Raw genomic sequence first — 26,515 nt, forward strand, 5'->3', positions numbered from 1 at the left:
TGGCGTGGCGCTACTCATCAAAGAGCGCACGCACATCATCGGCACTGACCGCCGAGGCAAACGCCGCGTCGTCGTCCAGCACCGCAGTGAAGAGCTTGGCCTTCTTTTCCTTCAGCGCCATGACCTTTTCCTCGATGGTGTTCTTGGAGACCATGCGGTAGACCATGACATTGCGTTTCTGCCCGATGCGGTGGGCGCGGTCGACGGCCTGGTTTTCCGAGGCCGGGTTCCACCATGGATCCATGAGGAAGCAGTAGTCGGCCTGCGTGAGGTTCAGCCCGAAGCCGCCGGCCTTCAATGAAATCAGGAACACCTGGACCTTGCCCGAGGTGAAGGACTCAATGACCTTGCCGCGGTTGGTGGTCGAGCCATCCAGGTAGGCGTGTTCGATCCCGGCTTCGGTGAGCATGGTGCTCGCCTTGCCCAGGAACGAGGTGAACTGGCTGAAGACCAGCGCGTTGTGGCCCTCCGAGGTGAGGTCCTCGAGCTGCTCCAGCAGGGCCTCGAGCTTGCTGCTGGGCACCGAATGGTACTGGTCGTCGATCAGCGAGGCATCGAGCGAGAGTTGGCGCAGCTTGGTGAGCGAGGAGAACACGGCAAAACGGTTCTTGTCCATGTCTTCGAGCATGCCCAGCACCTTCTGCCGTTCACGCTGCAGATGGCGCTGGTAGATGGTTCGGTGCTTCGGGCTGAGTTCCAGCTCCAGGATCTGCTCTTGTTTCTCGGGCAGGTCGGTGGCGACCAGTTCCTTGGTCCGGCGAAGCATCAGCGGGCGGATGCGCCTGCGCAGGCGCGTCAGGGCCTCGGCGTCGCCGTCCTTCTCGATCGGCCTGCGGTAGGTCTCGTCGAAGCGCTTCAGTGTCGCGAAAAGTCCCGGGGCGGCGATGGCGAACATCGACCACAGCTCGGAAAGGTTGTTTTCCATCGGCGTGCCGGTGATGGCCAGCTTGAAGCTGGTGGGGAAATCTCGGGCCTGCTTGGCGGCCTGCGTGGCCGGGTTCTTCACGAACTGGGCTTCGTCCAGGACGAGCCCTGAGAACTTGGCGTTGCGGTACTCGTCCTGGTCGATGCGGAACAGGCCGTAGGAGGTGATGACGATATCGACCTCGTCGGCGATTTCCTGGACCGGAACGCCGCCGCGCTTGATCGTCTCGGTGAGGTAGACGGCCTTGAGCCCGGGTGCGAAGCGCCTGGTCTCGGCGACCCAGTTGGGAACCACCGAGGTGGGCGCGACGACCAGGAACGGGGGCATCTTGCCGGCCGAGGCATCGTGGCGGTCCTTCGCATGCTGGATCAGTGCCAGGGTCTGCAGGGTTTTTCCCAGGCCCATGTCATCGGCCAGCACGCCGCCGAGCGAGTGGTCGTAGAGGAACGAGAGCCATTCAAACCCCTCGCGTTGGTAGGGGCGGAGGGTGGCGTCGATACCTGCGGGCACCGGGGCGTGCTCGACGGAGGCGATGTTGACCAGGCTCCCGGCGGAGGTTTTCCATTCCGCCGTGGCTTCGGCGTTTGTTGCTAGTTCCTTCAGGTCTTCCCACAGGGAAGCCTGGTGCTTCGAAATGCGGACGGTGTCCTCGCCGTGCGAGTCGGACAACGAGCGGGCTTCCTCGATGAGCCGGCGAAGTTGTTCGTATTCGGGCCGGTCGAGCTCGAAGTATTTCCCGTTGGGCAGCATGAGGTGCTTCTCGTCGTGTGCCAGCGCCAGGAACAGCTCGGTGAAGGGAACCTTGTTGCCGTCGATCTGTACCTCGACGCCAAGATCGAACCAGTCGTTGGTTTCGGTGTTTTGCGCCGAAACGGTGATCAGCGGATCGGCGGTGAGCTCCTCGAAGTCGGTGGCCGGGCCTTCCACGATGATTTCCAGGGAGGGAAGCTGCTGGAGCAGCGGCAAGGCCAGTGAAACGAACCGGGCGGCGGGGACGCCGTGCAGGACGGTGGTGTTGGCCCCGGATTCCCCGCCGGTGTTCGAACCGGGGAACAGCTCGGCAAACGCCTCGGGGAAGTCCGCCAAGGCCGCTGCAATTCCGCGGTGCAGGGACGTCTCCGCCCTGTGGTCGGGTTCGGCGGGGCCGGCGGGCGAATGCCCCATGGGCACGAACGTGCCGGAGTAGTCGTAACCCCAGAGCAGTTTCACGCCGGGTGCGGCGGTCTTGTCCTTCTTCTGCTTCCGGGTTTGCCCCTCGTCGCCGGCAAGGTGCGTGAGTTTCAGGACCATCGTGGGGGCCACGGAGGCCGGGACCGATACGGAGTGGTCCGACGAGACCAGAGGAGTGGCCCTGGCGATCTTGGGCAGGTATTCCCGCTCGAAGTTTTCGCGTCCGTTGGCCGGAATGGTGATCTTCTTGTCGGAACGCAGCAGGCCGGTGATGAGCGGGGACAAGCGTTCCTTGGAGGGCGCCAGGTGGATGTTGGCGTTCTTGAGGGTGCTGGAGCTGTCCCACCAATAGATGCCGTGGTCCGAAATCGTTCCGGCGAAGTCGGTGTCGAAGCCGGCAGGAGTTTCGTCGATCAGGGGCCGAAGCCGCAGTTTCTTTCCCTCGGAGGCGACATCGGCGCGGACGTTCACCGCGTCGTGCACAGTGACGAGGGACTTGGCCGACAGCGCGCGGAATTCGATGCCCAACGCGGGTGCCTGGGCAAGGTGTTTCCACACCATCGGGCTCAGGAAGTCGCTGGTGAGCAGGTGCGACCCGTTCCAGGCGGCGAAGGAATTGAGCTGCAGCAACGTGCAGAACCACTCGACCTGGATGGGGTCGTATTCGCTGTCGAACGGCAGCGTCGGGACTTCTCCGCTCCTGGTGTACCTGAAGTGCTGCCAGGTGAGGTTTCCGGAGACCCAGCGGCCCTTTTCGTTCAGCTGGACCGGGCGCATCGTGAGTTCAAGCTTCGAGGTGTGCGGGATTTCCCCGGAATTGATCTTCTCGACGGCGCTGGCGTAGTAGCGGGGGCTGGCCTTGGGGCGCAGTTCAAGCTGCACGCCCAGGGAACGCGTTTGCTTCTTTTCGCTGCCGAGTTCCTCCGCGCCCATCAACGCCAACAGCGAGCGTTCCCACGGTGCCCGCGGGTCGGGCTCTTCGAAGTTGGATTCCTCCCACATGAAGGCCAGCAAGACGGCCGCGGCATGTTTGCAGTTGTTGCCGACAGGGCAGGTGCAAATGCCGTGCTGCGGGTAGAGGTATCCGTTACGCACCTGGGAATGGATCGCAGTGCGGTAGATCTTGTTTCCCGACCCCACCACGCTGCCGCGCACGATGCTCATCGGCGGTATCCATGTGGTGTCAAGGACCCGGCCGGTGCTGGCGTATTCCGATCCCCGCTCCATGCTCGTCACGCCTACGAGTTCGGCAATAAGGGTGCTCGAAGCAAGCGTCGGGAAAGCGGAAGTCATGAAAACAGTCTAGGTGGGTCCGCCCACGCGAAGCGTCAAAACAAGCAGGATCACATCTCAAAGCTGAAACCGTGATTGGCGGGCCAACCGGCCGCGTTTGCTCCGCGCCTCGGCACGCCGGATACAAGCGCCGCTGCGCCCAAACGGCCGTGTCCGGACTCCGCGCAGGTCGGGTCGTGGAGATCGGTTGTCATCCCCGGGAGGCATCGATTGGACGCCGGGCTCGAGGCGATCGGCATCTACTTCGGCGCCGGGTTGCCGCCGAGTGCCCCGGGCCGCCCCGGCGCCGGCGGAAAGGACCGGTGCAATCGGGGAACAAAAAATGCAAAGCGGATGCGGCGGCTTGAAGTATGGCCGACTCGAAGCTTGCCCGTAGAAAATACTGAATATTGCCTTATTCGCCGCACTTAATGCAACCGGCGGTTCATTGTGGCTTGCGTCACCGATGAAATGCGAAATGCCGTTGCTTCGCACGCATTTCGGCGTCAAAGTTGAGGGCAACTGTTAAAAAATTCTTGAATCGGAGTGTGAATCATGGCCAGCGCAACGACGCCTGAGCATGTTGTAATCGTCGGCGCCGGGTTCGTCGGCCTTTCGGCGGCCTGGTACCTGCAGGAAGAGGGCGTCAAGGTCACGGTCGTGGACCGCGGCGGCGTTGCCTCGGGTGCCTCGTGGGGCAATGCCGGCTGGCTGACCCCTGCGCTGACCCTTCCGATCGCCGAGCCTGCGGTCTTCACCAACGGCTTGAAGATGATGTTCGACCCGGCTTCCCCGCTGTACATTCCGTTGAAGGCCGACCCGAAGCTGCTGCGCTTCCTGGTGGGCTTCGCCTGGCACTCCACCCCGAAGAAGTGGCAGGAAGCCATGCGGATCTACTCCGAGATCGGCACCACCGGCCTGGACGCCTTCGATGAGATCGCCGAAGGCACCAACGCGGGCCCCGGCGTGGTCGAGAAGACCAAGCCTGCCAACCCGTTCCTCACCGGCTTCAAGTCGCTGAAGGACCGAGACGGACTGCTCCACGAATTCGACATGATCCACAAGACCGGCGGCAACGTCGAGTTCGACCTGCTCACCGGCGACGAGCTGCGTGCGATCGAACCGACCCTGTCCGACACCGTCGCGGCCGGCGTTGCGATCAAGAACCAGCGCTTCCTGAACCCGCCGAAGTACATGGAATCGCTGGCCGAGTCAGTGATCGCCCGCGGCGGCGACATCGTTGGCGCGTTCAACGTCACCGACATCCGCGACAACGGCACCTCGGTCACCGTCATTGGTTCCGAAGGCCGCTCGATCACCGCCGACCACGTGGTGATGGCCACCGGCGCCTGGTTGAACGACATGACCAAGAAGTTCGGCGTGAACATCGTGGTCCAGGCAGGCCGTGGCTACTCGTTCACCGTGCAGCCCGAGGTCATGCCGACCCACCCGATCTACTTCCCGACCCAGCGCGTGGCCTGCACCCCGCTCGGGGACCGTTTCCGCATCGCCGGCACCATGGAGTTCCGCGACGCCAACCACGCGTTGGAGCCCAAGCGCATCGAGGCCATCGTGGCCGCGGCGACGCCGGTCTACAAGGGAATCAACTGGGAAAACCGCAAGGAAGAGTGGGTTGGCGGACGTCCGTGCACCGCCGACGGCCTGCCGCTGATCGGTGCCACCAAGTCCCCGCGCGTCCACGTCGGCGGCGGACACGGCATGTGGGGCGTGGCCCTTGGCCCGCTGACAGGCAAGCTGCTTGCCGCAGGCATCGTGGGCAAGGACAAGCCCGCAGTGGCTCGCCACTTCAACCCGCTGCGCAAGGGCTTCTAACCTGCCGCAGAATTTCCTGAAAACCCCGGTGCCTTGCGCGGATTTGACCTCCGCGCAAGGCGCCGGGGTTTTCTTGTGCCCGAGCTTTTCCTTAAAAGTTGCGATAGCCAACAAATGGGCGCGATTAACTATGGCAATTCGTCATATTCGTCGATAGCCTGTCCGGAGGTCGAGGCGCTTGCCCCGGCCTTTTGGTCACAGGAAGGAAAACTCATGTCAGGTAACAAAGCTGTTGCGTACAAGGGGCCTGGAATCGTCGAGGTCATCGATACCCCGTTTCCCACCTTCGAACTACAAGATGGACCGGGTGTAAACCCGGCCAACGTCGGCAGGAAGGTCCCGCACGGGGTCATCCTGCGCACTGTCACCACCAATATCTGCGGCTCCGACCAGCACATGGTCCGCGGCCGCACCACGGCGCCCTCGGACCTGGTCCTCGGGCACGAAATCACCGGCGAGGTCATCGAGGTCGGCTCGGACGTCGAGTTCATCAAGGTCGGTGACATCTGCTCGGTTCCCTTCAACATTTCCTGTGGCCGCTGCCGAAACTGCAAGGAACGAAAGACCGGCATCTGCCTGAACGTCAACCCGGATCGCCCCGGCAGTGCCTACGGGTACGTGGACATGGGCGGCTGGGTCGGCGGCCAGGCCGAGTACGTTTTGGTCCCGTACGCAGACTGGAACCTGCTGAAGTTCCCGGACAGGGACCAGGCGCTGGAAAAGATCATGGACCTGACCATGCTCTCCGACATCCTGCCCACAGGCTTCCACGGGGCCGTGAGCGCCGGCGTGACCGTGGGTTCCACGGTATACGTCGCGGGCGCGGGCCCCGTCGGCCTGGCAGCGGCAGCGGGTGCCCAGCTGTTGGGCGCCGCGGTGGTCATCGTCGGTGACCTGAACGAGGAACGCCTGGCCCAGGCCCGCAGCTTCGGTTGCGAGACCATCAACGTGGGCAACGGCGACCCGGCGGACCAGATCGAGCAGATCCTCGGCGTGCGGGAAGTCGACTGCGGCATCGACGCCGTCGGGTTCGAGGCCCGCGGCCACGGCCACGGAACGGGGGCCCAGGAGGCGCCGGCCACGGTGCTGAACTCGCTGATGGACGTCACCGCCGCGGGTGGGGCACTGGGCATCCCGGGGCTTTACGTCACGGGCGACCCGGGGGCCGTCGACGACGCCGCAAAGCGCGGCAGCCTGTCGTTGAGCCTCGGCACGGGTTGGGCCAAGTCGCTGTCCTTCACCACGGGCCAGTGCCCGGTCATGAAGTACAACCGCCAGCTGATGATGGCGATCCTGCACGACAAGATCCAGATCGCCAAGGCGGTCAATGCCAAGGCGATCTCGTTGCTTGACGCGCCGCGCGGGTACGCGGAGTTCGATGCCGGAGCGGCAACGAAGTACGTGCTGAACCCGAACGGCTACGTCAACAACTAGCCTTGCCGCATTCGAGGGCGCAATCCCGAGAGCGACGGCACTCAGGCTGAGTGCATGGTTGCGAAAGCGCCAGGGTTCCCGATTCGTCGGGGATCCTGGCGCTTTCCGGTTTCGGTGATGCAGGGAAAGGATCGGATGCGCAGATTCCGTGCCGATTCACGGGGTCATTTTCGCGCAGGGAGGCCGTTCAAGTCGTGTAAGCATGGAGGCATGGACCAAACTCCCCAAGACCTCACCGCGAAGCAGTACAAGGCGCTGACCAAGAGCGCCGGCAACTACTGGGTGACACAATTTGCCGCCTGTGTGCTCTTCATGCTCATGGGGTTTGCCGGGGTCGTCGCCGCGTGGGGATATGGCATCGGGTTCAGCGGGGATGACGCGGCGGGAGGCGACGGGCTCATGGCGCTGTTTATTGCTTCCCTCTTTGTTGGGTGCTTTGTATACCTGCTCAAGATCCGCAAGCGAAGCACGGGACTGGGGAAGCTGCGCTTTGCATGGGTGATCAGGCAGACCGAGCATGCCACCATCGCAAACTTCCGCAACGTAGGCCGGGACATGGCGGCGTTGGCCCTCGCGCAAAAGGCGTCAAAGGACGAGCTGACCAAAGAGGAACTGGCCGGGCTGCAGGCGATGGATCCGGAATTCCCGTACCCGTGGCGGATTCCGCCCAGCTAGCTGACCGGGCGTATGGGTGCCGCTTCATCTTTCCGGCCGAAAGGTGCCAGGGCCAAGCCGAGCGTAGACCAAGAATTCGGCGACACTGTTTCGCCGGTCAAGCCACTACCGACCCCACGCCCTTAGGGGTGCCGGACGCCCTCGCCGGCCAGCACGCTGGCATAGCCCTCACGGTAGGTCGGGAATGCGAATTCAAAGCCGCTGGCCAGCAGCCGCGCGTTCGACAATCTGCGGTCACCGCCGCGGTTCACCGAGGCTTCGCCCTCCGGGGGAGGGGCAACGCCCAGACGCTCGGCCAGGAATCCCTGGACCTCGGCAAGATCCACAGGTTCATGGTCCACGCCCAGGTAGAGATGCTCGGGAGTCTTCTCCGTGGTTCCCAGATGAACGATCGCGGCCGCGGCGTCGTCGCGGTGGATCCTGTTGGTCCACACCACTCGTCCTGCCGTGCGTGCCTTGCCGTCCCGGACCTGGTTGATCAGGTGGTTGCGGCCGGGTCCGTAGATACCGGCGAGGCGCAGGACGATCGGAGTCCCGGACTGCCCGAGCACTAGGTCTTCGGTTGCGGCAAGGACCTGCGCGGTCTCGGCGCGCGGATCGATGGGGGTTTTCTCGTCGACCCAGCCGCCGGCGGCATCGCCGTAGACGGCGGTCGAGGAGACCATGATGAAGCGCGCGGGGTGCACGTTGTCGCGCTCAAGCGCCGACAAAACGCGTTGCGCCGCCAGCAAGTAGGTGCGCCGGTAGGCCTCGAGGCTGCGCTCGGGCGCGGCTGGGGTGAAAACAACCAGCTCGGTGTCGGGGTCGATGGCCGGAAGTGCGCGTTCGGAATCGCCCAGGTCTGCGGACACCGCAATGAAGGAAGCGGGCAGCAATTCGGCGCGTCGGCGCCAAGCTGTCACCTCGTGCCCGGCGGCGACCAGGCGAAGCCCTGCCTCGGTGCCGAGGTCTCCGGCACCGAGGATCAGGACCTTCACTTCTCGTTGGGTCGCAGGCCGGCGCGCGCCATGGCGTCGGTGTAGGCGGCGACCATTTCATCGAACCAGGCTTGCTGCTTTTCTGCCGATCCCAGGAATGCGCGGTCCGCGGTGGAACGCACCTCGTAGATCTTGATGCCGCGCTGGTTGATGACCTGCTGGCCACCTGCCTTGATCCAGGCCTGCACCAGGCGCTTGGCCTCGGTGCCGTGCGCCACGATCGCGGAGGTCCGGTACGCAATGCGCATCAGTTCCTTGAGCGGGCGGATCCCGGCCTTGACCTGATCCGGGGTCAGCTTGGTTCCGCCGTCGGGGAGTTCCCACGGGAACACGTTCCACGGGATGCCGTAGCGCGGTTCCAGCCCGGCTGCCTCATAGACCGACGCAAGTCGGGCTGCCGTCGGATCGTCGTTGCGCAGTGAGAGGAAACCCGAGGACGTTCCGGGACCCGGCGCGATTTGCAGGGAAATAACCCGAGCTTCATCCACGTCGTGTATCGGATCGATCAGCGGAACCCGCGAACCGGGCTGCTGTTCCTGCAACTTGCGACATAGTGCAGTGAGCTCGGCGATGGAATCGTCCTCCACCTTGCTCAACTGTTCTTCAAAGTACTCGGATTGGCTCATTATTCACCTTTCGCCCTACCCCTGAGCCTACGCCGATTGTGCCGTCCGCGCATTCGCCGCCCGCCGGGCGAACCATTCCGCCGGCTGGATCGGTTGAATCCCGGCGCGGGAACTGCATGGTCAACCGGCAAATGCCGGTGGATGATGGGTCGATGGGAATCAACGCGAACGATCTGTATTACCTGCGGCGCTGCATCGAATTGGCCGGGCAGGCGCTGGAATCGGGGGACGAGCCGTTCGGGTCGGTGCTCGTCGACGGGACCGGGACTGTGCGTTTCGAGGGACACAACCAGGTGGCCTCCGGTGACGGCACCGCCCACCCGGAGCTGGCCATTGCGCAATGGGCGTTCAGGAACCTTACCGCCGAGCAGCGGGCAGCATGCACCGTCTACACCTCGGGGGAGCATTGCCCCATGTGCGCGGGGGCGCACGGATGGGCGGGTCTCGGCAGGATCGTGTTCGTCGCCTCGGGCGCCATGCTCGATGCCTGGCTGCGGGAATGGGGCGTGGCTCCCGCGCCGGTGGCGCCGCTGCCGGTAAACGCCATTGTCCCGGGCGTCGAGGTCGACGGCCCGGCGGAGGAACTTGTGGGCCAGATCCGGGCGCTGCACTTCCGCTCGCATCATGGATCGGGCGCCGCGGCCGGATCCGAAAACGTGGTTTGACCAGAACGAATCCGGACCTGGCCAAAGCACTTCCCGGCTCCTGCAGGGAAGCCGGCATTTCGGGTGGACGTGCGCGGCCGCGATTTCACCTTGTGTCCTTGGCTCCGATACGTTTCTTGGTAGACCTCTTGCCGCAGACGTTGGAGCGCCCGGATATCTGTGTAGCCCGACACCTCGGTGAGGAATGCCCCCGATGGAAGGACCCTGCGTCTCCCTCATGTCAGAAGCACCCCAAACACCGGCCAAGCCAAAACTGCCCTGGTTCTGGATCATGCCGATCCCCGTGGCACTGCTGATCGGCATTATCATCGGGATGCAGATCCCCACTCCGGGGGATACCGTGGCGACCCCGCCCGCGGCCGCGGCACAACCCAGCGAGAGCGCTCCGAACACCGAAGCCGCACAGCAGAAGATCAACGTCGAACGCCGCGCCGCCAATGATCCGACCGCCGTCGGCGCCATCGACGCACCCGTCACCATGGTCACCTACTCGGATTTCCAGTGCGGATACTGCGCCAAATGGGCCGCGGATTCCTTGCCCACGATCGTGCAGCAGTACGTCGATGCCGGCAAGCTGCGCATCGAGTACCGGGACATCATGTTCTTCGGCGAAAACTCACGCCAGAGCGCCGAGCTGGCAGTCGCCGCTGGAAAGCAGGGCAAGTACCAGGAATTCCACGACGCAATCTTTGCCGACGGCTCCACCGCCAAGAACGCTGACTTCTCCGCCGAGGGCATCAAGGAACTCGCCAAGAAGATCGGTGTGGACCACAAGCAACTGGTGGCCGATGCCGCATCAGAGGAAACCTCCGCGTTGGTGCAAAAGAACCACGACGAGGCCAAGGACCTTGGCGTCACGGGAACCCCGACGTTCATCATCAACGGAACCCCGGTCGTCGGGGCCCAGCCGCTCGAGGTCTTCGTCCAGGCCATCGACGCCGAGCTCGCCGGTTAACCGGAAGGCCCAACACACATGGAAGTCGGGTTCGCCTACGCCGTCATCGGCGGAATGCTCGGGGTGTTCAGCCCCTGCAACGCACTGCTGCTGCCGGCCTTCTTTGCCAACATCGCCGCGTCGCGTGCCAAGTTGCTGAGCCTCGGCGCGGTCTTCCTGGCCGGGCTGCTCATCACCCTGGTGCCGCTGGGGCTGGGACTGGGCTGGCTGGGCGGAATGCTAAGCATCGATCGCGGCGTCCTGCTGACCGGTGCCGGATGGGTGCTGATCGTTTTGGGCCTGGTCACGGCGTTGGGTGGCGGGTTCGATTTTTCCCGGTTCATACCGGGCGGCAGGCCAGCGCCGGCGGCCGGATCCTTGGTTGGGACGTTTGCGCTGGGCGCGGTTTCGGGCGTGGCAGGGTTCTGCACCGGACCGGTGCTCGGTGCGATCCTGACACTCGCGCTGACCTCCGCAAGCCCTGCCCGCGGCGGCCTGCTGCTGGGGCTCTACGGGGTGGGAATGGTCATCCCGATCCTTCTCATCGCCTTGTTGATTCGCAAGACCGGGCATGGATCCGTGCGCTGGATGCGTGGCCGCAGGTTCTCCGTCGGGCCGCTGAAGTTCCACACCACCTCGCTGCTCATCGGTGCGGTGACCCTTGTGGTTGGTTGGCTCATGATCTTCACCAACGGCATGGCTTCGATCCCCGAGCTGCTGCCCTCAAGCTGGATCTCGTTCCTGGAAAACTCGGGCCGATGGCTTGATTCGGTGGTTCCGTCCTGGGTGTGGACGCTGCTTGTTGGCGTCCTGCTTCTGGTCTGGTGGCTGCGCGCCGCGATTCGCAGAACCAACGGCCCCAACGAGGCCGCTGACGAAACCCCTGCTATTTCAACAGAGAACGCACAGCGCTAGCGCTGAGAGATAACGCCTCCCTACCCTCACTGCTAGGCTAATGGCCGAATCTTTGTTCTAGGAGGTGTGTGCGTTGTTCGGGATCAATCTGCCGCAACCTCCCACGCCTGGCCCCGAGTCGCAGGGCCCCGTCGGCGCCGTTGAAGCGATGGGATTTCCTTCGCCGGCCCGCGACTACTACAACGGCGGAATCGACCTGAACAGGTTGCTGATTCGCGACCGCACTTCGACATTCCTCATGCGCGTCTCGGGGAACTCCATGGCTTCGGCGGGCATCGCCCACGGGGACGAGGTCATCGTCGACCGTTCGTTGACCCCGAAGGACGGATCGGTTGTCATCGCGGTGCAGGAGGGTGATCTCGTCATCCGCCGTTTGGTCCTTCACCAAGGGGCCATGGTGCTTTGCAGCGACGAACAATCAGCGGCCGAAGCCGGTGCCATCCTTGAGGAAACGAGCATCTGGGGCGTTGTGACCCGTTGCCTGCACCACGTCTAAATTAGGTGCCACGTCAGGCAACGTTTGCCCTGTCCTCTGGCGGCACCTGGGAGCGATGTTCCCCGTCGATATGTCCGCGCGTTCGGGGGCACGGCCAGCGCGGGGCAACGCGACCCCGAGTCGTCGTTCCGATGCGAGGGATCGGTCAACGGGCCAGAACAAATCACGTCAAGCCGTAGCTCGCGTGGGTCGGTATCGCAGGGCGACCGCCCCCGACCGGAACTCACGGCAGTCCACGAGCTCGAGCTGGATGCGCTCGCGCAGACCGGCGAGCAACGTCGGCCCGTGTCCGGCAAGGACCGGCTGCACAAGGAACTCGTACTCGTCGATCAAACCCAGATCTGCCAACGCCAAGGGGAGCGTCACACCACCGACCCACAGGCCCTCGCCTGACTCCTGCTTGAGCCGCTGAACCGCTTGCCCCAAGTCGCCTCGCACCAGCTCGGCATTCCAATCGACCCCGCTCAGCGTGCTCGACACGACGTACTTCTTCGCCCGGTCGATGGTCTCGGCGAACGGGATCTGCCACTCATCCATCCAGTCAGGCCACGTGCCCGTGGCCGGCTTCCGCCACGCCGACGCCATCATCTCGTAGGTCACCCGGCCGAATAGCAGGGCATCGGCTCGCTCCATCTCAGCGGTCCAGTAGCGCATCGACTCCTCGTCCGGGGGGAGCCCTGCCTCGTGATGGCAGCAGCCGTCGAGCGTGACGTTGATCGAATATCGAAGTGGTCTCATCTCGTTGCTCTCCCTTGATGCGCGCCCCGCGTTCACCGGACCGTACTCAGACGACTGCCGGCCCCATTTCTCATCGGCCCCGATCGCACCTACTTTAACGCCGTCGTGATGCGAACCAGGCCGCAGACCATCCGCGCTCTGCCCTTGCCCGACTGCAGAGCATCACGCAGATCGCTGAAGACAAGAAATGGTGCATTTGATCAGCGATCGTATGAATAGATGCAGCACATGTCAATCGCAACGCTGACCGCCTTGTCAATACGCCGAAGCCGCGAGCCTGCCCCTCCATGATCGTTTCGAGCAAGCCACAGTTCAATCTGTTGCATGACGCATTTTCTGCAACTGGCCACGTTTGAAGGTGTCTCGGCCTACCATTCAGTTTCCGCGTGGGAGGGTCCGGCACAACAGGTAATAACAGTGCCTCCCACCTCCGCAGACAGGGGCGTAGCGTTGCCGGCATGACAACCACGAACCTAGTCCTGAACAACGGTGTCACCATGCCCGCAGTGGGCCTCGGTGTATTCCAAACACCTCCCGAGGAGACCACAACCGCCGTGGCCGAAGCGCTGCGCATCGGATACCGGCACATCGACACTGCCGCCGCATATCTCAACGAACGCGAGGTGGGCCAAGGGATCCGCGAGTCGGGGGTGCCCCGCGACGAGGTCTTTGTCGAAACCAAGATCTGGGTCACCGACTACGGGTACGACGAAACCCTCCACGCCTTCGAGAAGTCCTCCGCGAAGCTGGGCATCGACCAGATCGACCTGCTGATCCTGCACCAGGCGGTTCCCACGTCCTTCGATCGAACGATCGCCGCGTACAAGGCGCTGGAGAAGCTGTACGCGGATGGCAAGGTCCGAGCCATCGGGGTCAGTAACTTCATGGTCGAGCACCTCACACGGTTGCTTGAGGCCACGGAAGTGGTACCGGCGGTCAACCAGATCGAGATGCACCCGTACTTCCAGCAGCGCGACGTTGTTGCACTTGACGCAGCCCACGGCATCCTTACCCAGGCGTGGTCGCCCATCGGCGGCATCACGTTTTACCGGGACGGCGAGAAGAGCACCCTCCAGGACGAGACCCTGCTCAGGATCGCGAAGAACCACGGCAAGTCTGCCGCCCAGGTGATGCTCCGGTGGCACCTGCAGCAGGGGCGCTCTGCCATCCCGAAGTCCACGCGGCCGGAGCGCATCGCCGAGAACTTCAACGTGTTCGATTTCGAGCTGGCTCCCGACGAGCTAGAGGCCATTGATGCACTCGACACGGGAGTGCGCGGCGGGCCCGAACCGGAACTGATCACGTCCGATGGATTCGGGCGCGTGATTCCCGAGGCCTGACCCGCCACGGATGATTCAGTGCGGTCCACGCTTTCTTCCTCCCGCGAAGCTGGGGCAGAATGGCCGGATGATCACGGAACATGCATTGCTCCCAGTCAGGCCCGGCATGGAGGGCGAATTCGAGATTGCCTTCGGCACGGCAAAGTCGATCATTTCGTCCATGCCGGGCTTTCAGGGCCTCACGCTTTCACGCTCCCTGGAAAGCCCGTCAACGTACCTGCTGTTGGTTGAATGGCGAACCCTGGAAGACCACACGGAGGGGTTTCGCGGCTCTGCGAAATACCAGGAATGGCGCGGACTGCTGCACCATTTCTATTCGCCGTTCCCGACCGTGGAGCACTACGAAGAAGTCTTTGCCGTGCCGGGTCTGCCGGAATAACTCGCCGCCATCGCCGAATTTCTCGGTGGCTTCGTTCCGGGATCCGTCATGGCATCCGATCCGGCCTGGCCATTGCGGATGCCGCACCGTCGGAGTCCGGTCTTGCCGGATCCGAACGGAACGCCAACAGGTTCTGTGAACCGCTACTTGTGTCTAGCCCCGTTGCGCAGCCGGTGCAAGACTACGAACAGCAGCGTGGGATGTCAGCGGCACGCCGGAGGAACGCGAAAGGGGCATGCGGGATGCGCTACATCAGGGGCCTGAACACCATCGGGGCAACGGACATCGACCTGGCAGGAGGAAAGGCAGCGAACCTCGGTGAACTGGTCACGGCCGGTTTCCCTGTGCCAGGCGGGTGCGTGCTCACCACCGATGCCTACCGGGTCTTCGTTGCCGCCAACGGGCTGGAGGAACGGATCCTGGAGCTTGCCACTGCCCCTTCGGAGGAAGGCTTGGACGCCGCCGGTTCCATTGCCGCGTTGTTCACCGCCGGGGTGATCCCCGTGGACATGGCCTGGGAACTCAGCGAGGCCTACAAGGCCTTGGGTGCCGGAAACGGCGCCGGCGTGCCTGTCGCGGTCAGGTCCTCCGCCACGGCCGAGGACCTGGCGGAGGCCAGCTTCGCGGGGCAGCAGGAAACCTACCTGAATGTCATCGGGGCCGATGACCTGCTAGACGCCGTCCGCGAATGCTGGGCCTCGCTGTGGACCGAACGGGCCATGGCCTACCGGACCCGGGCGGGCATCGCGCCGCGGGACGTCGCGCTGGCCGTGGTCATCCAGGAAATGGTCGACGCCGATGCCGCGGGGGTCATGTTCACGGCCAACCCCGCCACCGGAAACCGGGACGAAGTCGTCATCGGTGCGGCCTGGGGACTCGGCGAATCGGTGGTCGGGGGCATGGTGAGCACCGACGACATCGTCGTCGACGGCGGGACCCTGAAGGTGCTCTCCAGCAGCATCGCCTCCAAGGACACCATGACCGTGAACGCGGGGAACCGGACCGGCCAAACCGCGGTGCCCGAAGGCCTGCGCCACAAGGCCGTGCTGGAAACCGGGGAGGCGCAACGCCTGGCCACCCTGGGACTCAGGATCGCGCGGCACTTCGGTGTCCCGCAGGACATCGAGTGGGCCCGGTCAGGAGGCGCGTTCCGCATTCTCCAGGCCCGCCCCGTCACCGCGCTGCCGGACCCCGGGGCCGCAGTGCCCGAGACCTGGCCGCTTCCCTACCGGCACGGCCTGTACTTCCGCGCCAGCATCGTGGAACAGCTGCCCGACCCGCTGACCCCGCTCTTCGCCGACCTCATCGACCCCTCTGTGACCGCTTCTCTGAGCGCGCTGATGTCCAAGGCCTTCGGCCGGAACGTCATGCGCGAGGGCGACGTGGGGTTGCCGACCGTCAACGGCTACGCCTACTACTATTACCGGAACTCCGGATTCATGCGCGTGCTGGCTTTGTCCCCGATCGCCGTGGCCAGGCTGGGCCGCGCACGGGCGGGGATGGGGCTGGAGGGCTGGAAGAACGAGTCGCACCCCGCGTACCGGGCGGCCATCGATGCCTGGGCGCAACGTGACTGGAAGTCGTTGCCCGGGGACGAACTGCTGTCGGCGGCCGTCGAACTGCTCGACGCCGGCACCCGGTACTACACCGCTGTGCAGTCCGTGGTGCCCACGGCTGCGGCCAGCGAGATCGCCCTCCGGGCCTTCTACGACAAACTGGTCAAGACCCCGGGGGACCCGGCCGCCGACATCTTCCTGCTGGGCTTCGACAGCGAACCCATCCGGGCCGAATACTCGCTGTACGACCTCGCCGCATGGGCCCGCGAGCGGCCCGGCCTCGCCGACCGCCTGCTGGCCACCGACAGCGCGGTCCTCGCCGCGGAGGTGCTGGATCCGGGCGATGGCGATGGCGATGAGGGTGACGAGCCGGCGCCCGATCCCGACCGGGCCGAGTTCCTGGCGCGCTTCCGGACCCACCTGCAAAGGTTCGGGCATGCCGTCTACAACCTGGACTTCGCGACCCCGGTGCCGGCCGATGCCCCCGCACAGTTGCTGGACATGCTGAAATTCAACCTGCGCGGCGAGGCCGGCGACCCGCACGAACGCCAACGCAATTCGGCGCAACGCCGCGAGGAATGCACCGCCCGGGTCATGGGGCGCCTGGCGGGGCGCAAGGCCCGGACCTTCGGGCGCCTGCTGGCCTGGGCGCAAAAGGCGGCGCCGATGCGCGAGGACGCGCTCTCCGACATCGGCCTGGCCTGGCCGCTGCTCCGGGCCATGCTGCTGGAGCTGGGGGAGCGGCTGAAGACGGCCGGGGTCGTGGGCGATGCCGCGGACGTCTTTTGGTTGCGGCTTGCCGAGCTTCAGGCGGCCAACGGCTTCGGGCTGGCCGACGCGGCACCTGCGGCGGGTGCCGGCGCGCAAGGGCCGGTCCAGATCACCGGCGCCCCCGGACCTGTGCGGGCAGGGGCGGTGTCCGAACGCAAGGCCCTGTGGAAGGCCCGGCGCCGGGCCGATGCCCCACAGATGCTTCCGGTCGCCCGCTGGGCGGACAAGGCGCTGTCCGGGATGATGCCCGCGGGTCAGCAGGCGCAGACCGGGGACGTGATCAGGGGGGTGGGTGCCAGCCTCGGCACGGTGCGCGCCCCGGCACGGGTGTTGGCCGGGCCGGAGGACTTCGCCTCGATGCATGCGGGGGAGGTGCTGGTGGCCCGGATGACCACACCGGCGTGGACCCCGCTCTTCGCCATGGCCGCGGCGGTGGTCACCGACGTCGGCGGCCCGCTGAGCCACAGCTCGATCGTGGCCCGGGAATACGGGATTCCCGCCGTGCTGGGCACCGGGGTGGCGACCCGCCGAATCCGCACCGGGGACATGATCACCGTGGACGGGGATGCCGGAACCGTGACCCGGGATTCCCCGACGGAACCAGGAAACACCCTTCTCGATTAGGCTGGAGTCACCCCTCCACGATCCCGAAGGCCCGCCGATGTCGACTCCGTTCAAGTGCCCGGCCCGCTCCCGGCCCTGGCCGTCATGAGCAACGAACGCATTGCGCTGATCGATGTCAACAACTTCTACGTGTCCTGCGAACGCGTCTTTGACCCCAAACTCACGGGACGTCCCGTCGTCGTCCTCTCCAACAACGACGGCTGCGTGGTCGCGCGCTCGCAGGAAGCCAAGGACCTCGGCATCACCACCGGGGCGCCGTTCTTCCAGGTGAAGCAGTTCATCCGCAGCCACGGCATGGTGGCCCGGTCCAGCAACTACGAACTCTACGGCGACATGAGCGCCCGCGTCATGGAGGTGCTCTCGCGCTTCGGCACCTGGCAGGAGGTGTACTCCATCGACGAATCGTTCCTCGGCGTGCAGGGAAACCCCGACCAACTCGGGGAACTGGCCACGCGCATCCGGGCGACAGTGGCCCGCAGCGTTGGCGTGCCGGTGTGCGTGGGTGTCGCGCCGACCAAGACCTTGGCCAAGTTCGCCAACCACGTGGCCAAGCACAACGCCCACTTGAACGGTGTCTGTTCGATGGACTCCATGGATCCGGACCTGATCGAGCGGATCCAGTCACGGGTGCCGGTGACCGATCTGTGGGGAGTGGGCGGCAAGACGGGCACCAAGCTGGCCGGCCTGGGCATCACCAGCATCGCCGATTTGAAGCGCGCCGACGTCACGGAGATCCGCAAGAAGTTCTCCGTGGTCCTCCAGCGCACCGTGCTTGAGCTCAACGGCACCCCCTGCATCTCCCACCACGAGGAGCGCGCGGACAAGCAACAGATCATGTACTCGCGGTCGTTCTCAAGCCCGGTGACCACCTTGGAAGCCATGCAGGAAGTCATGTCCATTTACGCCCAGCGCGGCGCGTCCCGGCTCATGGGCGACGGACTGTGGGCAACGCTCCTCACGGTGGCGGCCGGAACCAGCCGGTTCGCGGCGGGGGAGGCATCGTTCCCTTCGGTGACGCTCAAGCTGCCCAAGCCAACCCAGGACCCCATCTTGCTCACGAGGCTGGCAAGCGCCGCAATGAGCGACATCATGCGGCCCGGTGCCTCCTATGTGCGCGGCGGGGTCGTGCTCTCCGGGCTCCAGCCGGACCCGGGCCAGGAAGCCTTCGGCATTTTCGAGGATGAGATCTCGGAAAAGCACGTTGGCGATGTGCTGGGTGCGGTCAAGGCCAAGTTCGGCGACAAGGCCATTGGCCTGGGGTCGGGTGGACTCGCCGTCGAGCCAAAATGGTCGATGAAGCGTGAGTACTCATCGCCGAAATTCACCACCGAATGGGCCGAGCTTCCCGTCGTCCGGGCCTAGTCTTCGCGGTCGCGAACCGTTCGGCAGATTTCTTCCGGGCACCCCTGCCAGGTCTTGGAGAAATAGGCGACGATTTCGAGGCCGCGCTCGAAGGGGTACCTCTGAGCGGGTTCGCCGTTGACGGACACCGCCGAGGCACGGATGGCCATGAGGAAAAACTCGCACACAGCAACGTAGTTCCACAGGTCCATGGCCGTGTCGATGACTTCGTCGTGGGTCATCCACTCGGGATCCTCGACAAGGTCCTCGGCGAAGGACAACACGGTGTCCCGGTCCAAGTCGTGATGTTCCCCGCAATCGCACCACTCGGTGCCACGCGAGGGCATGGTCCATGGGTCGGGTGCTGCAGCAGGTCCGGCGGGAGTGGCCGGGGTCTGCAGATGGGCGGTCACGGTGAGCGGTTGAAAGCCTGCAGCCAAGCAATCCAAGGAATTTTCAATCAATGTAGTTTCCTCCGCTCGTGTTGTGCCAAGACTAGACGCACATGCTGACAGTTTCGAAGGCGGTGCCCATTTCGATGGAATCCAGGCTTTCTCTCCAGCCTCAGGGGCAACGCGCCAACCAAATATCTGGCAGTGTGGAACAAGACGGACTCAAGCGGAAGACGGGCAGTGAAGACATTGAGCAAGACGGTTTCAAAAAAATACGGAGCGATGCTGTGGTTGGCCATCCCGTGTCTCTTGATATCGGGTTGCAGCTCCAGCCCGGCCCCGCAACAGGCTTCCGGCCAGGCCTCGACGACGCCCGCACAAACCCAGGTTCCCGGGCCCGGAACCCAGTCTCCCGCGCCAACGGAGCCAAGCAATGCGCAGGCGTTGCTGGCGCGCATGAGCCTCGAGGAAAAAGTCGGCCAGGTCCTGATGACAGGGTTTCCCGCTACCGGAAGCAGCGCGCAAGACCGAGCCATCATCGCGGAGCATTCGCTCGGAAACGTGTTCCTGAAAGGCCGCAGCACCGAGGGGGTCGAGGCCACCAAGGGCGAAGTCGACCGCGTGAAAAAGGCAATTGCCAAGTCCCTGGACGTCGCGGTTGCCCCGTACGTTGCCACGGACCAGGAAGGCGGCCTCGTCCAGGTTCTCAAGGGCAGCGGGTTCGATTCGATGCCCGCGGCCAAGGTCCAGGGAACCTGGGACCCGGCTGAGCTGCAGGCCAAGGCAACAACGTGGGGCAAGGAATTGGCCGGCGCAGGCATCAACGTCAATCTGGCACCGGTCGCCGACACCGTTCCGAGCGCCGCATTGGCCCCCTCGAACGCGCCCATCGGCCATTTCGGCAGGCAATTCGGGTTCACCCCGCAAGCGGTCTCGGCCTCATCCATGGCTTTTTCCGAGGGCATGCTGGCGGCCGGCGTGGAGCCGGTCGTCAAGCACTTTCCGGGGCTTGGGAGGGTCACCAAAAACACCGATGTCGCCTCAGATGTGACCGACACGAAAACGACGCGCCAGGATGCCTACCTGCAGCCGTTCCGGGACGCAGTCGACGTGGGGAACCAATGGGTCATGGTGTCGAACGCATACTATTCCAAGATCGATCCCGAGAACATCGCACCGTTCTCCGGCACCATCATGCGGGACATGCTTCGAGGTGACCTTGGGTTCGAGGGCATCATCGTGTCCGACGACGTGTGCGAGGCAAACCAGCTTTCGCCCTGGGGACTGGGCGAGCGTGCGCTGCGCTTCTTCGAGGCGGGAGGAACCATGCTGCTGTGCGTGGAATCCGGCAAGACAGCAACCATGGCCGATGCCTTGGTCAAGAAGGCCGTAAAGGACCCGGAGTTCGCCAGGCAGATCGACCAGGCGGCGCTGACTGTCCTGGAAACCAAGGAAGCCGGCTAGTCGAAGAAGACGTCGTCGACGATATCCAGGTAGTCGCCGGCCTCGGCCCGGATGGCCTCCTGGATGCTGAGCCGTTCGACGCGTGAGGCCACACGGGTTCGTTCATCCACCCACCCGCGTTCGTGGTGGAAGTGGGCGTCCCAGCCATCCATCCAGGCACGCAACCGCTGCGTCAGTTCTTCGCTGAGTCCCAGCTCCTGGGGCTCGATCTCCAGGGTGCTTGAATCATCGGTAAAGGGCCACTTCATGGCGTAGTCGGGCCCAAACACCAGGGAGTGGCGACCCTTCCTTCCCAACATGCGGGCGAGGGCATCCTCCGCCTCGAAGGAGCCGGCGCCCGGGCAGATGACTGCCGCGGCGGCACGGGAACCAAAGCGGCCGAACACCGCGCTGCGATACCCGGGGCCCGAACCGCCATGCCCCCAGATGGCCAGGGCCGGATCCATCATGACACCGGCTCCGTAACGCGGCACCCGCCACGGATCCTGGGCAGGCACCGGAACCGAATCGAAGAACTCATGGGTGGCCGCGGCGCTCAATGGCGGCAGCCAGAAGGATTCGACGCCGAGGATGAACTGCTGGAAGCGCAGGAGATCGGCGGGCGTTGAAAACGCGGCCCCCGCGGGGCCCGCCCACAGCGTGGAATAGCCGCTGGGCGTGATCGAGGTTTCAAGATCCGGATAGCGGGTGTCCATCATGTTCGCCGGTTCGAAAACCTCCCGGTGCAGGTACTGGCCCAGGGCCATTCCCGAGACCTGTTCGAGCATGGCCCCCAGGTACCAGAACCCGGTGTTGCTGTACTCGAAGCTGCCCCGGGTTCCGGGGACGCTGGCCGCGGCGATCCGCTCCAGGCCCCAGGGTTCGCCCGGCATCTCGGCAACGGCCCGGACATAGTCGGGGTGGGCCGTGTAGTTGCCCAGCCCCGCGGTGTGGTGCAGGACCTCGCGGATGGTGCACCCGGTCGGCGCCCCTTCAAGGCGCGAGGCCAACGAATCGGAAAGTTTCAGTTCCCCGGCATCCATGGCACGCAGGACGCCCGCGGCGATGAACATCTTTGTCACGCTGTACACCGGAAGCGGTTCGGTGGAGCCGCTGTGGCTGATGTTCCCGAACGGTTCCTCGGGGCCGCGGTAGGCGGCGACCGACCCGCTGGGCAGCAGGGCGAGAAGATCCTCCAGCGCGCGTGATTCATCCATGTGCCCCAGCCTACGGGCGCGCCGCTGTTTCCGGGTACCGTCCGCGGGCAAACGAACGGCGCGGGCGGTTCCGCCGCGGAAATCACTCCGCCGCGAATCCGGCCGCGCCGCATTCGGGTCGCCGATGTGGGTTGTCACCCGGCACGGCTAGGTCCCGCTGGACCTATTTCTTGTTGCTGATTTCCACCTTCACAACCTCGGCGCGGTCTCCCGTGGCGTTCTTGTTCTTGCCACTCAGGTTTCCGGTGGCATTGTGGAGGTGCAGGAACAATGCCTGGGTCTCCTTGGTGCCGGCCTTCAGCTGTGCGGTCAACTTGGTGTTGTCCAGGTCGGCGAACACGGTGCCCGCTCCGGCGAAGGAAAGCTTCGGGGCGACTGCATCGAAATCGATCCAGTTGGTCCCGTCCACCGGCACGTTCTGGCCGGACTCGTCGGTGTTGTACTGCGAGTACGTGAGCACGCGGTACTTGATCGGTGCGCTGGTGCCCTTCAGCCCCAGTGCAGCAAGCCTCACCGGGAAGGTCGCGGTGTTGGTGTCGAACGTGTTGCTGTCGACGCTTCCGGGCAGGCCGTTGAGCATCTGCATATCGACCTGCTTGAAGGTGCGCATGTCGTACGTTGCAACGACGTCTAGGTCCAGGCCCTCGGCGGTGGTGTTGAATGTCAGGAAGTCGGCCACGCCGTCGCCGTTGGTGTCGATTTCGATGTCGACCTCGGTGCCTCCGGCAAGGTGCGCCCAGTTGCCCCAGGTGCTGACGCCGAAGTTCAACAAGCCATTTGCGGCACCGGTGGTCGGGGCCGTGGAAGCCGCGCCAACGTACTGCAGGTCCATTTCCCGGGCGCCCGGGGTCGAATCGAGGGTCTTGCCCTGGCGCGGTGACGAAGCGCCGAATTCGAAGGCCGAGACCAGCGAAACCACCTGGGTGTCGCCCTGGCCCGCACGGATGTCGTCGCCTTCGAGCTCTACCTTGGCGGTGGTGGCGCCCTTCTTGAACTCGATCGCGTCATCGACCTCCATGTCGGAGACCAACTTCGGTGCGGCGTGGACTGGAACACGCAGGGTGGGAGCGGTGGAACTGGTCAGTTCAACGCGACCCGAAACATCCGCTACCCAGGCACGCGGCGCACCCAGCTGGGTGCGATCCATCGTGGGATCCAGTGTCTTGGCGTACTTCCTGGCATCGATGTTCAAGGTGACCTTGACCTTGGTGCTCTTGCCGGGCCTGAGCGTGACAACGCGCTCGGAGAGCGAGTAGCCGGCACCCGGGATCTCGGTGGCTGGAACGTACTTCACGTTGTAGGTCTGGGTCTTGGAAGACTTGTTGACCACGGTGATCGACTTGGTGTCCTTGAACTTCTTCTTGTCCAGTTCGATGACGCCGAAGACCACGCTGGTCAGGTCGGGTGCGTCGGATGCGAAGGCATACGCAGGGGTGCTGACGGCGGCATCGGCGATGACCCGTCCCGAACCCACGCGGTTGGGGCCGTAGGCCTTGCCGTTTGGCGCCAGCACGTCTGCCGAGGCCGTGTTCATCACGATCGACTTGATTTGGTAAGCGTTGTACTTTCCGCTGCCCGCGACCAAGGCCGCAATGCCTGCCGCGTACGGGGCGGCCATCGAGGTGCCGGACATGACTGCGGGACCGTCGCCGGTGCCTACGCCGACCGAACCAATCGCTGTGCCGGGAGCCGCGACGTCGGGCTTGACGATGCCCTCCGAACCGTGGACGCCGCGCGAGGACGAGGAATTCAGGGTGTCGCCCAGGCCGGATTCGGCCGTGGAGGTGCCCACCGAAGCCGCGTCCAGGGTGACGTCGAGCGTGCCGGCCTCGGCGGCCGGACGCAGGGATTCTGAGAATTCCTTGGTGAACTGGGCGCCCGGGATGGTTGCGTTTCCGGCGATGCCGGCCTCGAAGACCGAAGCCTCGGAGTCAAGGATGACGCCGGTGGCGCCCGCGGCCTCGGCGCTGTCGAAGCGTGTCTTCGAACCGCACTTGGGTGCGCCGTCTTCTTCCCACTTCAGCCACACCCATTTGCCGGTCAGCGACCCCGGGGCAAAGGCCGAGCATCCGTATGCATTGTCGGCCGGGCCCATGACGACCTGTCCGGTCAGCTTGGCAGGATCCGCTGCAGTGTAGTTGAAGTTTGCCGAGTATTGCCCTGCCGCTTCGCCAGCGTCCGCGGCGGGGGCGTTGACCTTGATGCCGTCCAGGGTGACCTTGGTGCCAACCGAGTTGGCGACAGTGAGCGCCGAGCGTGCATTGCCGGGCGCACCGCCGATGTCCGTGATGTCCCCTGCATTTCCCGAGGAAACGACGGAGAGAATGCCGAGCTTGGCCAGCGCGTTGACGATGTCGGTTTCAGGATCGTCCGCGGGGGACTGGTCCGAGCCCAAGGACATGTTGACGATCTGGGCGCGGTCATCGAAATTGCCGTCGTTGTTGGGGTCAAGCACGTAGTCAAGCGCCTGGCCGACCACGTCGGAGGAGCCTGCGCAGCCAAAGACGCGGATGCCGACCAAGGCTGCATCGGGGGCGCTGCCCGGGCCGATGCGCATGTCCGAGACTTCCTCGCCGGTGAGCTTGGTGTAATCCCCGTCGTAGGTGCTGCCGTCGGCTTTCACGCCGTATCCGGCTGCGGAACCCGAAACGTGCGATCCGTGTCCGGCCGAGGAGCAATCCAGCGGGTTGGCATCGGGCTTGGGCACGGGCTGGTAGCCCGGTGAACGCGGGTCGGCGTTGTAGTCGTCGCCGACCAGATCCCATCCGCCGATGAACTTGTCGGGGTCGTAGAGCCCCGAGTCCTTGGACGGCAGTGCGGTGGAGGACTGTGCCTGCTCGTAGGCCTCCAGCGTGCCTGGCCCGCCGAACCCCGCGTGGGTGTAGTCAATGCCAGTGTCGAGCACGGCAATCTTGACGCCCTTGCCCGTTTGTTTCAGGGCGCTCCACGCCTCGATGGCCTTGGTGTCAATGACCGAGTTCTTGTTGTCCGGTGTCTTGGGAACGATCGCGGTGATCTTCTTGACATCGCTGCGTGCGGACAATGCGCGCAAGGCATCGGCATCGCCGCGCAGTGCCACGCCCGGAATCGCGTTGGTGGTCGTGTAGATGACCTTTGCGTCGGCCTCCTTGGCCGCCGTCCTGCCCTTGGCCTTGATTCCGTCGCGGATCTTTCTGACCTTGGCTGTGTCCTTGACCAGTGCACTGCCGGGGGCTGCTGCGGCCGCGGGCTGGGTTGCTGCGAAGGCGCCTTCGCCTTCGAACTGGACGAAGACCGAAACGTCGCCCTGTGCTTTCTTCAGGGATCCTGCGACTTTGAGGGATTTCAGGTCCTTGGAGGCGAGGCCGCCAAGCGACGTGGCGTCACCGCCCGGTGGCGGGTCAATGACTGGTGGTGCCGCAAGGGACGGGACGGACATGGTGACGGCCAGGGCTAGCCCGGTGGCCGAAGCCAAGATCGTCCGCGCGAGTTTGGGGCGACGCGGGTTGATCATAGTTCTCCTTGAATTCAGTGGGAGTGATGAGTGGGACATGCCGCCAGAGAGCCTGCACGTCACAAGCGAAATACTATGTGAGTCAGCCCATATCTCAAGGACTTGTTTGAGAGCGTGTCTAAATGTGTACCTTTGTACACACGCGCCTTCGGCCTGCCGCAACCGGTGACCAAAACGTCGGGCCTGATTAGTAGTGTCTGCTGCGATGACGTGTTCCTTGGGGGAATGGGTCTTCAATGCGGGGCTGCCCCCGTGCGCGGTACCGGGCAAGGGCGCCGGACGCGAGGGCAGTCGCGCATGCAACACCATGCGCTGGTAGAAGCAAAACGGTGGCCTCATTCGTTGAATGAGGCCACCGTTTTGTTCCCGCTGATTGGCCTGCCAGGGAGCAGGCGATGACTGGTCTAGCGCGTGCCACCCTGCCACAGGGCGTCGAACGGCGCCGCCGAGGAAACGCGGTTCTTGATGCCTTCGGTGACAAACGCCTTGGCGTTGCGTGCAGCCTCAAGCGGGGTTGCACCCTTGGCCAGTTCGGCGGTGATTGCCGCGGCAAGCGAGCAACCGGCGCCAGATACGGCAACTTCGCCGACCTTGGGTGCGGAGAGCACCTCCAGGGTTTCGCCGTCGTAGTAGACATCCACTGCTTCGCTGCCGGCCAGGCGGACGCCGCCCTTGGCCAGGACTGCGGCACCCGAGAGTTCGTGGATCTTCTTGGCAGCCGCGGTCAGGTCATCAATGTTGTTGATGGTGATGCCCGAGAGCGATTCGGCCTCGAAGTGGTTTGGGGTGACGAAGGTTGCCAGCGGCAAGAGGTTGGCCTTCAGCGCTTCGTCGGTGTCCAGCGCGTGGCCCGGTTCCTGGCCCTTGCAGATCAAAACGGGGTCCAGGACGATGTTGTCCCATTCCTGGTTGCGCAGGGCGGTGGCCACGGTGTTGATGGTGGCGGGGGAGCCCATCATGCCGAGCTTGACTGTCTTGAGGTCCCCTGCGTAGCAGGTCTGGATTGCCTCGAGTTGGTCGGCGATGACGTGGGTTTCTACCGGAACAAAGCGGTGGTTCCAGTTGTCCGTCGGATCGAATGACACGATGCACGTCAGGGCGGTGATGCCGTAGGTGCCCAGTTCCTGGAAGGTCTTGAGGTCGGCCTGCGCACCGGCGCCGCCGGTGGCCTCGGAGCCTGCAATGGTCAAAGTAATGGCGGGACGAATCCCGTTGGTGGCAGAAGTCATGCTTCCTAGTTTAGGGCGATTGGCGGGCGCCACCTTCATCCGCGAGGCCGACGGTGCGCCCGCGAAATCA

20 protein-coding genes are annotated in these 26,515 nt (G+C 64.5%); 12 read left to right on the plus strand and 8 right to left on the minus strand.

The features are described 5' to 3' along the window. Window positions 1-10: 10 nt before the first annotated feature. Window positions 11-3,388, minus strand: a complete 3,378-nt coding sequence (locus ACIQLF_RS08365; RefSeq protein ID WP_400296738.1) for an SNF2-related protein — start codon at window positions 3,386-3,388, stop codon at window positions 11-13. A gap of 534 nt (window positions 3,389-3,922) precedes the next feature. On the opposite strand from ACIQLF_RS08365, the gene ACIQLF_RS08370 reads away from it, so the two are divergent. The 3 genes from ACIQLF_RS08370 to ACIQLF_RS08380 all read left to right on the plus strand — a co-directional run bounded on the left by ACIQLF_RS08370 (window position 3,923) and on the right by ACIQLF_RS08380 (window position 7,309). Continuing rightward, entirely contained in the window at window positions 3,923-5,200 is a 1,278-nt protein-coding gene (locus ACIQLF_RS08370; protein WP_400296741.1) for an NAD(P)/FAD-dependent oxidoreductase, read from the plus strand. A 213-nt stretch (window positions 5,201-5,413) separates the two neighbouring features. Then, the gene (gene fdhA, locus ACIQLF_RS08375) at window positions 5,414-6,634 is read left to right on the plus strand and encodes a formaldehyde dehydrogenase, glutathione-independent (protein ID WP_400296743.1); all 1,221 of its coding nucleotides are present in this window, start codon (window positions 5,414-5,416) and stop codon (window positions 6,632-6,634) included. Window positions 6,635-6,844: 210 nt separating this feature from the next. Continuing rightward, complete coding sequence (locus tag ACIQLF_RS08380) at window positions 6,845-7,309, plus strand: hypothetical protein (RefSeq protein ID WP_400296745.1); 465 nt, start codon at window positions 6,845-6,847, stop codon at window positions 7,307-7,309. Window positions 7,310-7,431: 122 nt separating this feature from the next. Here ACIQLF_RS08380 and ACIQLF_RS08385 read toward each other — a convergent pair whose 3' ends face one another. Both ACIQLF_RS08385 and ACIQLF_RS08390 read right to left on the minus strand, forming a co-directional pair. Further along, complete coding sequence (locus ACIQLF_RS08385) at window positions 7,432-8,286, minus strand: SDR family oxidoreductase (RefSeq protein ID WP_400296748.1); 855 nt, start codon at window positions 8,284-8,286, stop codon at window positions 7,432-7,434. Next, complete coding sequence (locus ACIQLF_RS08390; RefSeq protein ID WP_400296750.1) at window positions 8,283-8,912, minus strand: uracil-DNA glycosylase; 630 nt, start codon at window positions 8,910-8,912, stop codon at window positions 8,283-8,285. The genes ACIQLF_RS08385 and ACIQLF_RS08390 overlap by 4 nt, the downstream gene beginning before the upstream one ends. 152 nt (window positions 8,913-9,064) lie before the next feature. Here ACIQLF_RS08390 and ACIQLF_RS08395 point away from each other — a divergent pair, with 152 nt between their 5' ends. The 4 genes from ACIQLF_RS08395 (at window position 9,065) to ACIQLF_RS08410 (ending at window position 11,922) form a co-directional block, all read left to right on the plus strand. Next, window positions 9,065-9,577 (plus strand): nucleoside deaminase, encoded by a 513-nt coding sequence (locus ACIQLF_RS08395; RefSeq protein ID WP_400296753.1) that lies wholly within the window; start codon window positions 9,065-9,067, stop codon window positions 9,575-9,577. A gap of 217 nt (window positions 9,578-9,794) precedes the next feature. After that, the gene (locus ACIQLF_RS08400) at window positions 9,795-10,532 is read left to right on the plus strand and encodes a DsbA family protein (protein WP_400296755.1); all 738 of its coding nucleotides are present in this window, start codon (window positions 9,795-9,797) and stop codon (window positions 10,530-10,532) included. A gap of 18 nt (window positions 10,533-10,550) precedes the next feature. After that, complete coding sequence (locus ACIQLF_RS08405; RefSeq protein WP_400296757.1) at window positions 10,551-11,426, plus strand: cytochrome c biogenesis CcdA family protein; 876 nt, start codon at window positions 10,551-10,553, stop codon at window positions 11,424-11,426. A gap of 148 nt (window positions 11,427-11,574) precedes the next feature. Further along, window positions 11,575-11,922 carry a LexA family protein gene (locus ACIQLF_RS08410; RefSeq protein ID WP_400296760.1) on the plus strand — a complete coding sequence of 116 codons (348 nt, stop codon included), beginning with the start codon at window positions 11,575-11,577 and terminating at the stop codon, window positions 11,920-11,922. 168 nt (window positions 11,923-12,090) lie between these two features. Here the strand turns inward: ACIQLF_RS08410 and ACIQLF_RS08415 are convergent, their stop codons facing one another. Next, window positions 12,091-12,660 (minus strand): dihydrofolate reductase family protein, encoded by a 570-nt coding sequence (locus ACIQLF_RS08415; protein WP_400296762.1) that lies wholly within the window; start codon window positions 12,658-12,660, stop codon window positions 12,091-12,093. 458 nt (window positions 12,661-13,118) lie between these two features. Between ACIQLF_RS08415 and ACIQLF_RS08420 the strand changes: the two genes are divergently transcribed. The 4 genes from ACIQLF_RS08420 (at window position 13,119) to ACIQLF_RS08435 (ending at window position 18,692) form a co-directional block, all read left to right on the plus strand. Continuing rightward, a complete protein-coding gene (locus tag ACIQLF_RS08420) occupies window positions 13,119-14,000 on the plus strand; it encodes an aldo/keto reductase (RefSeq protein ID WP_400296764.1) in 882 nt (293 codons plus the stop codon). 67 nt (window positions 14,001-14,067) lie between these two features. After that, window positions 14,068-14,379: an antibiotic biosynthesis monooxygenase family protein gene (locus ACIQLF_RS08425; RefSeq protein WP_400296767.1), complete on the plus strand. Its 312-nt coding sequence runs from the start codon at window positions 14,068-14,070 to the stop codon at window positions 14,377-14,379. Window positions 14,380-14,621: 242 nt separating this feature from the next. Further along, window positions 14,622-17,330 carry a PEP/pyruvate-binding domain-containing protein gene (locus ACIQLF_RS08430; RefSeq protein ID WP_400296769.1) on the plus strand — a complete coding sequence of 903 codons (2,709 nt, stop codon included), beginning with the start codon at window positions 14,622-14,624 and terminating at the stop codon, window positions 17,328-17,330. Window positions 17,331-17,414: 84 nt separating this feature from the next. Continuing rightward, window positions 17,415-18,692 carry a Y-family DNA polymerase gene (locus tag ACIQLF_RS08435; protein ID WP_400296772.1) on the plus strand — a complete coding sequence of 426 codons (1,278 nt, stop codon included), beginning with the start codon at window positions 17,415-17,417 and terminating at the stop codon, window positions 18,690-18,692. Here ACIQLF_RS08435 and ACIQLF_RS08440 read toward each other — a convergent pair. After that, window positions 18,689-19,135: a hypothetical protein gene (locus ACIQLF_RS08440; protein ID WP_400296774.1), complete on the minus strand. Its 447-nt coding sequence runs from the start codon at window positions 19,133-19,135 to the stop codon at window positions 18,689-18,691. The two genes, ACIQLF_RS08435 and ACIQLF_RS08440, sit on opposite strands and share 4 nt — an antisense overlap. Window positions 19,136-19,345: 210 nt before the next feature. Between ACIQLF_RS08440 and ACIQLF_RS08445 the strand changes: the two genes are divergently transcribed. Continuing rightward, window positions 19,346-20,527 carry a glycoside hydrolase family 3 N-terminal domain-containing protein gene (locus ACIQLF_RS08445; RefSeq protein ID WP_400296776.1) on the plus strand — a complete coding sequence of 394 codons (1,182 nt, stop codon included), beginning with the start codon at window positions 19,346-19,348 and terminating at the stop codon, window positions 20,525-20,527. Here ACIQLF_RS08445 and ACIQLF_RS08450 read toward each other — a convergent pair. The 3 genes from ACIQLF_RS08450 to thiD all read right to left on the minus strand — a co-directional run bounded on the left by ACIQLF_RS08450 (window position 20,524) and on the right by thiD (window position 26,445). After that, the gene (locus ACIQLF_RS08450) at window positions 20,524-21,723 is read right to left on the minus strand and encodes a serine hydrolase domain-containing protein (RefSeq protein ID WP_400296779.1); all 1,200 of its coding nucleotides are present in this window, start codon (window positions 21,721-21,723) and stop codon (window positions 20,524-20,526) included. The two genes, ACIQLF_RS08445 and ACIQLF_RS08450, sit on opposite strands and share 4 nt — an antisense overlap. Window positions 21,724-21,886: 163 nt before the next feature. After that, a complete protein-coding gene (locus tag ACIQLF_RS08455; RefSeq protein ID WP_400296781.1) occupies window positions 21,887-25,216 on the minus strand; it encodes a S8 family serine peptidase in 3,330 nt (1,109 codons plus the stop codon). A 404-nt stretch (window positions 25,217-25,620) separates the two neighbouring features. Continuing rightward, the gene (thiD, locus tag ACIQLF_RS08460; RefSeq protein WP_400296784.1) at window positions 25,621-26,445 is read right to left on the minus strand and encodes a bifunctional hydroxymethylpyrimidine kinase/phosphomethylpyrimidine kinase; all 825 of its coding nucleotides are present in this window, start codon (window positions 26,443-26,445) and stop codon (window positions 25,621-25,623) included. Window positions 26,446-26,515 lie beyond the last annotated feature (70 nt).

This window comes from Paeniglutamicibacter sp. NPDC091659 (assembly GCF_044756805.1).
Lineage (GTDB): Bacteria > Actinomycetota > Actinomycetes > Actinomycetales > Micrococcaceae > Paeniglutamicibacter.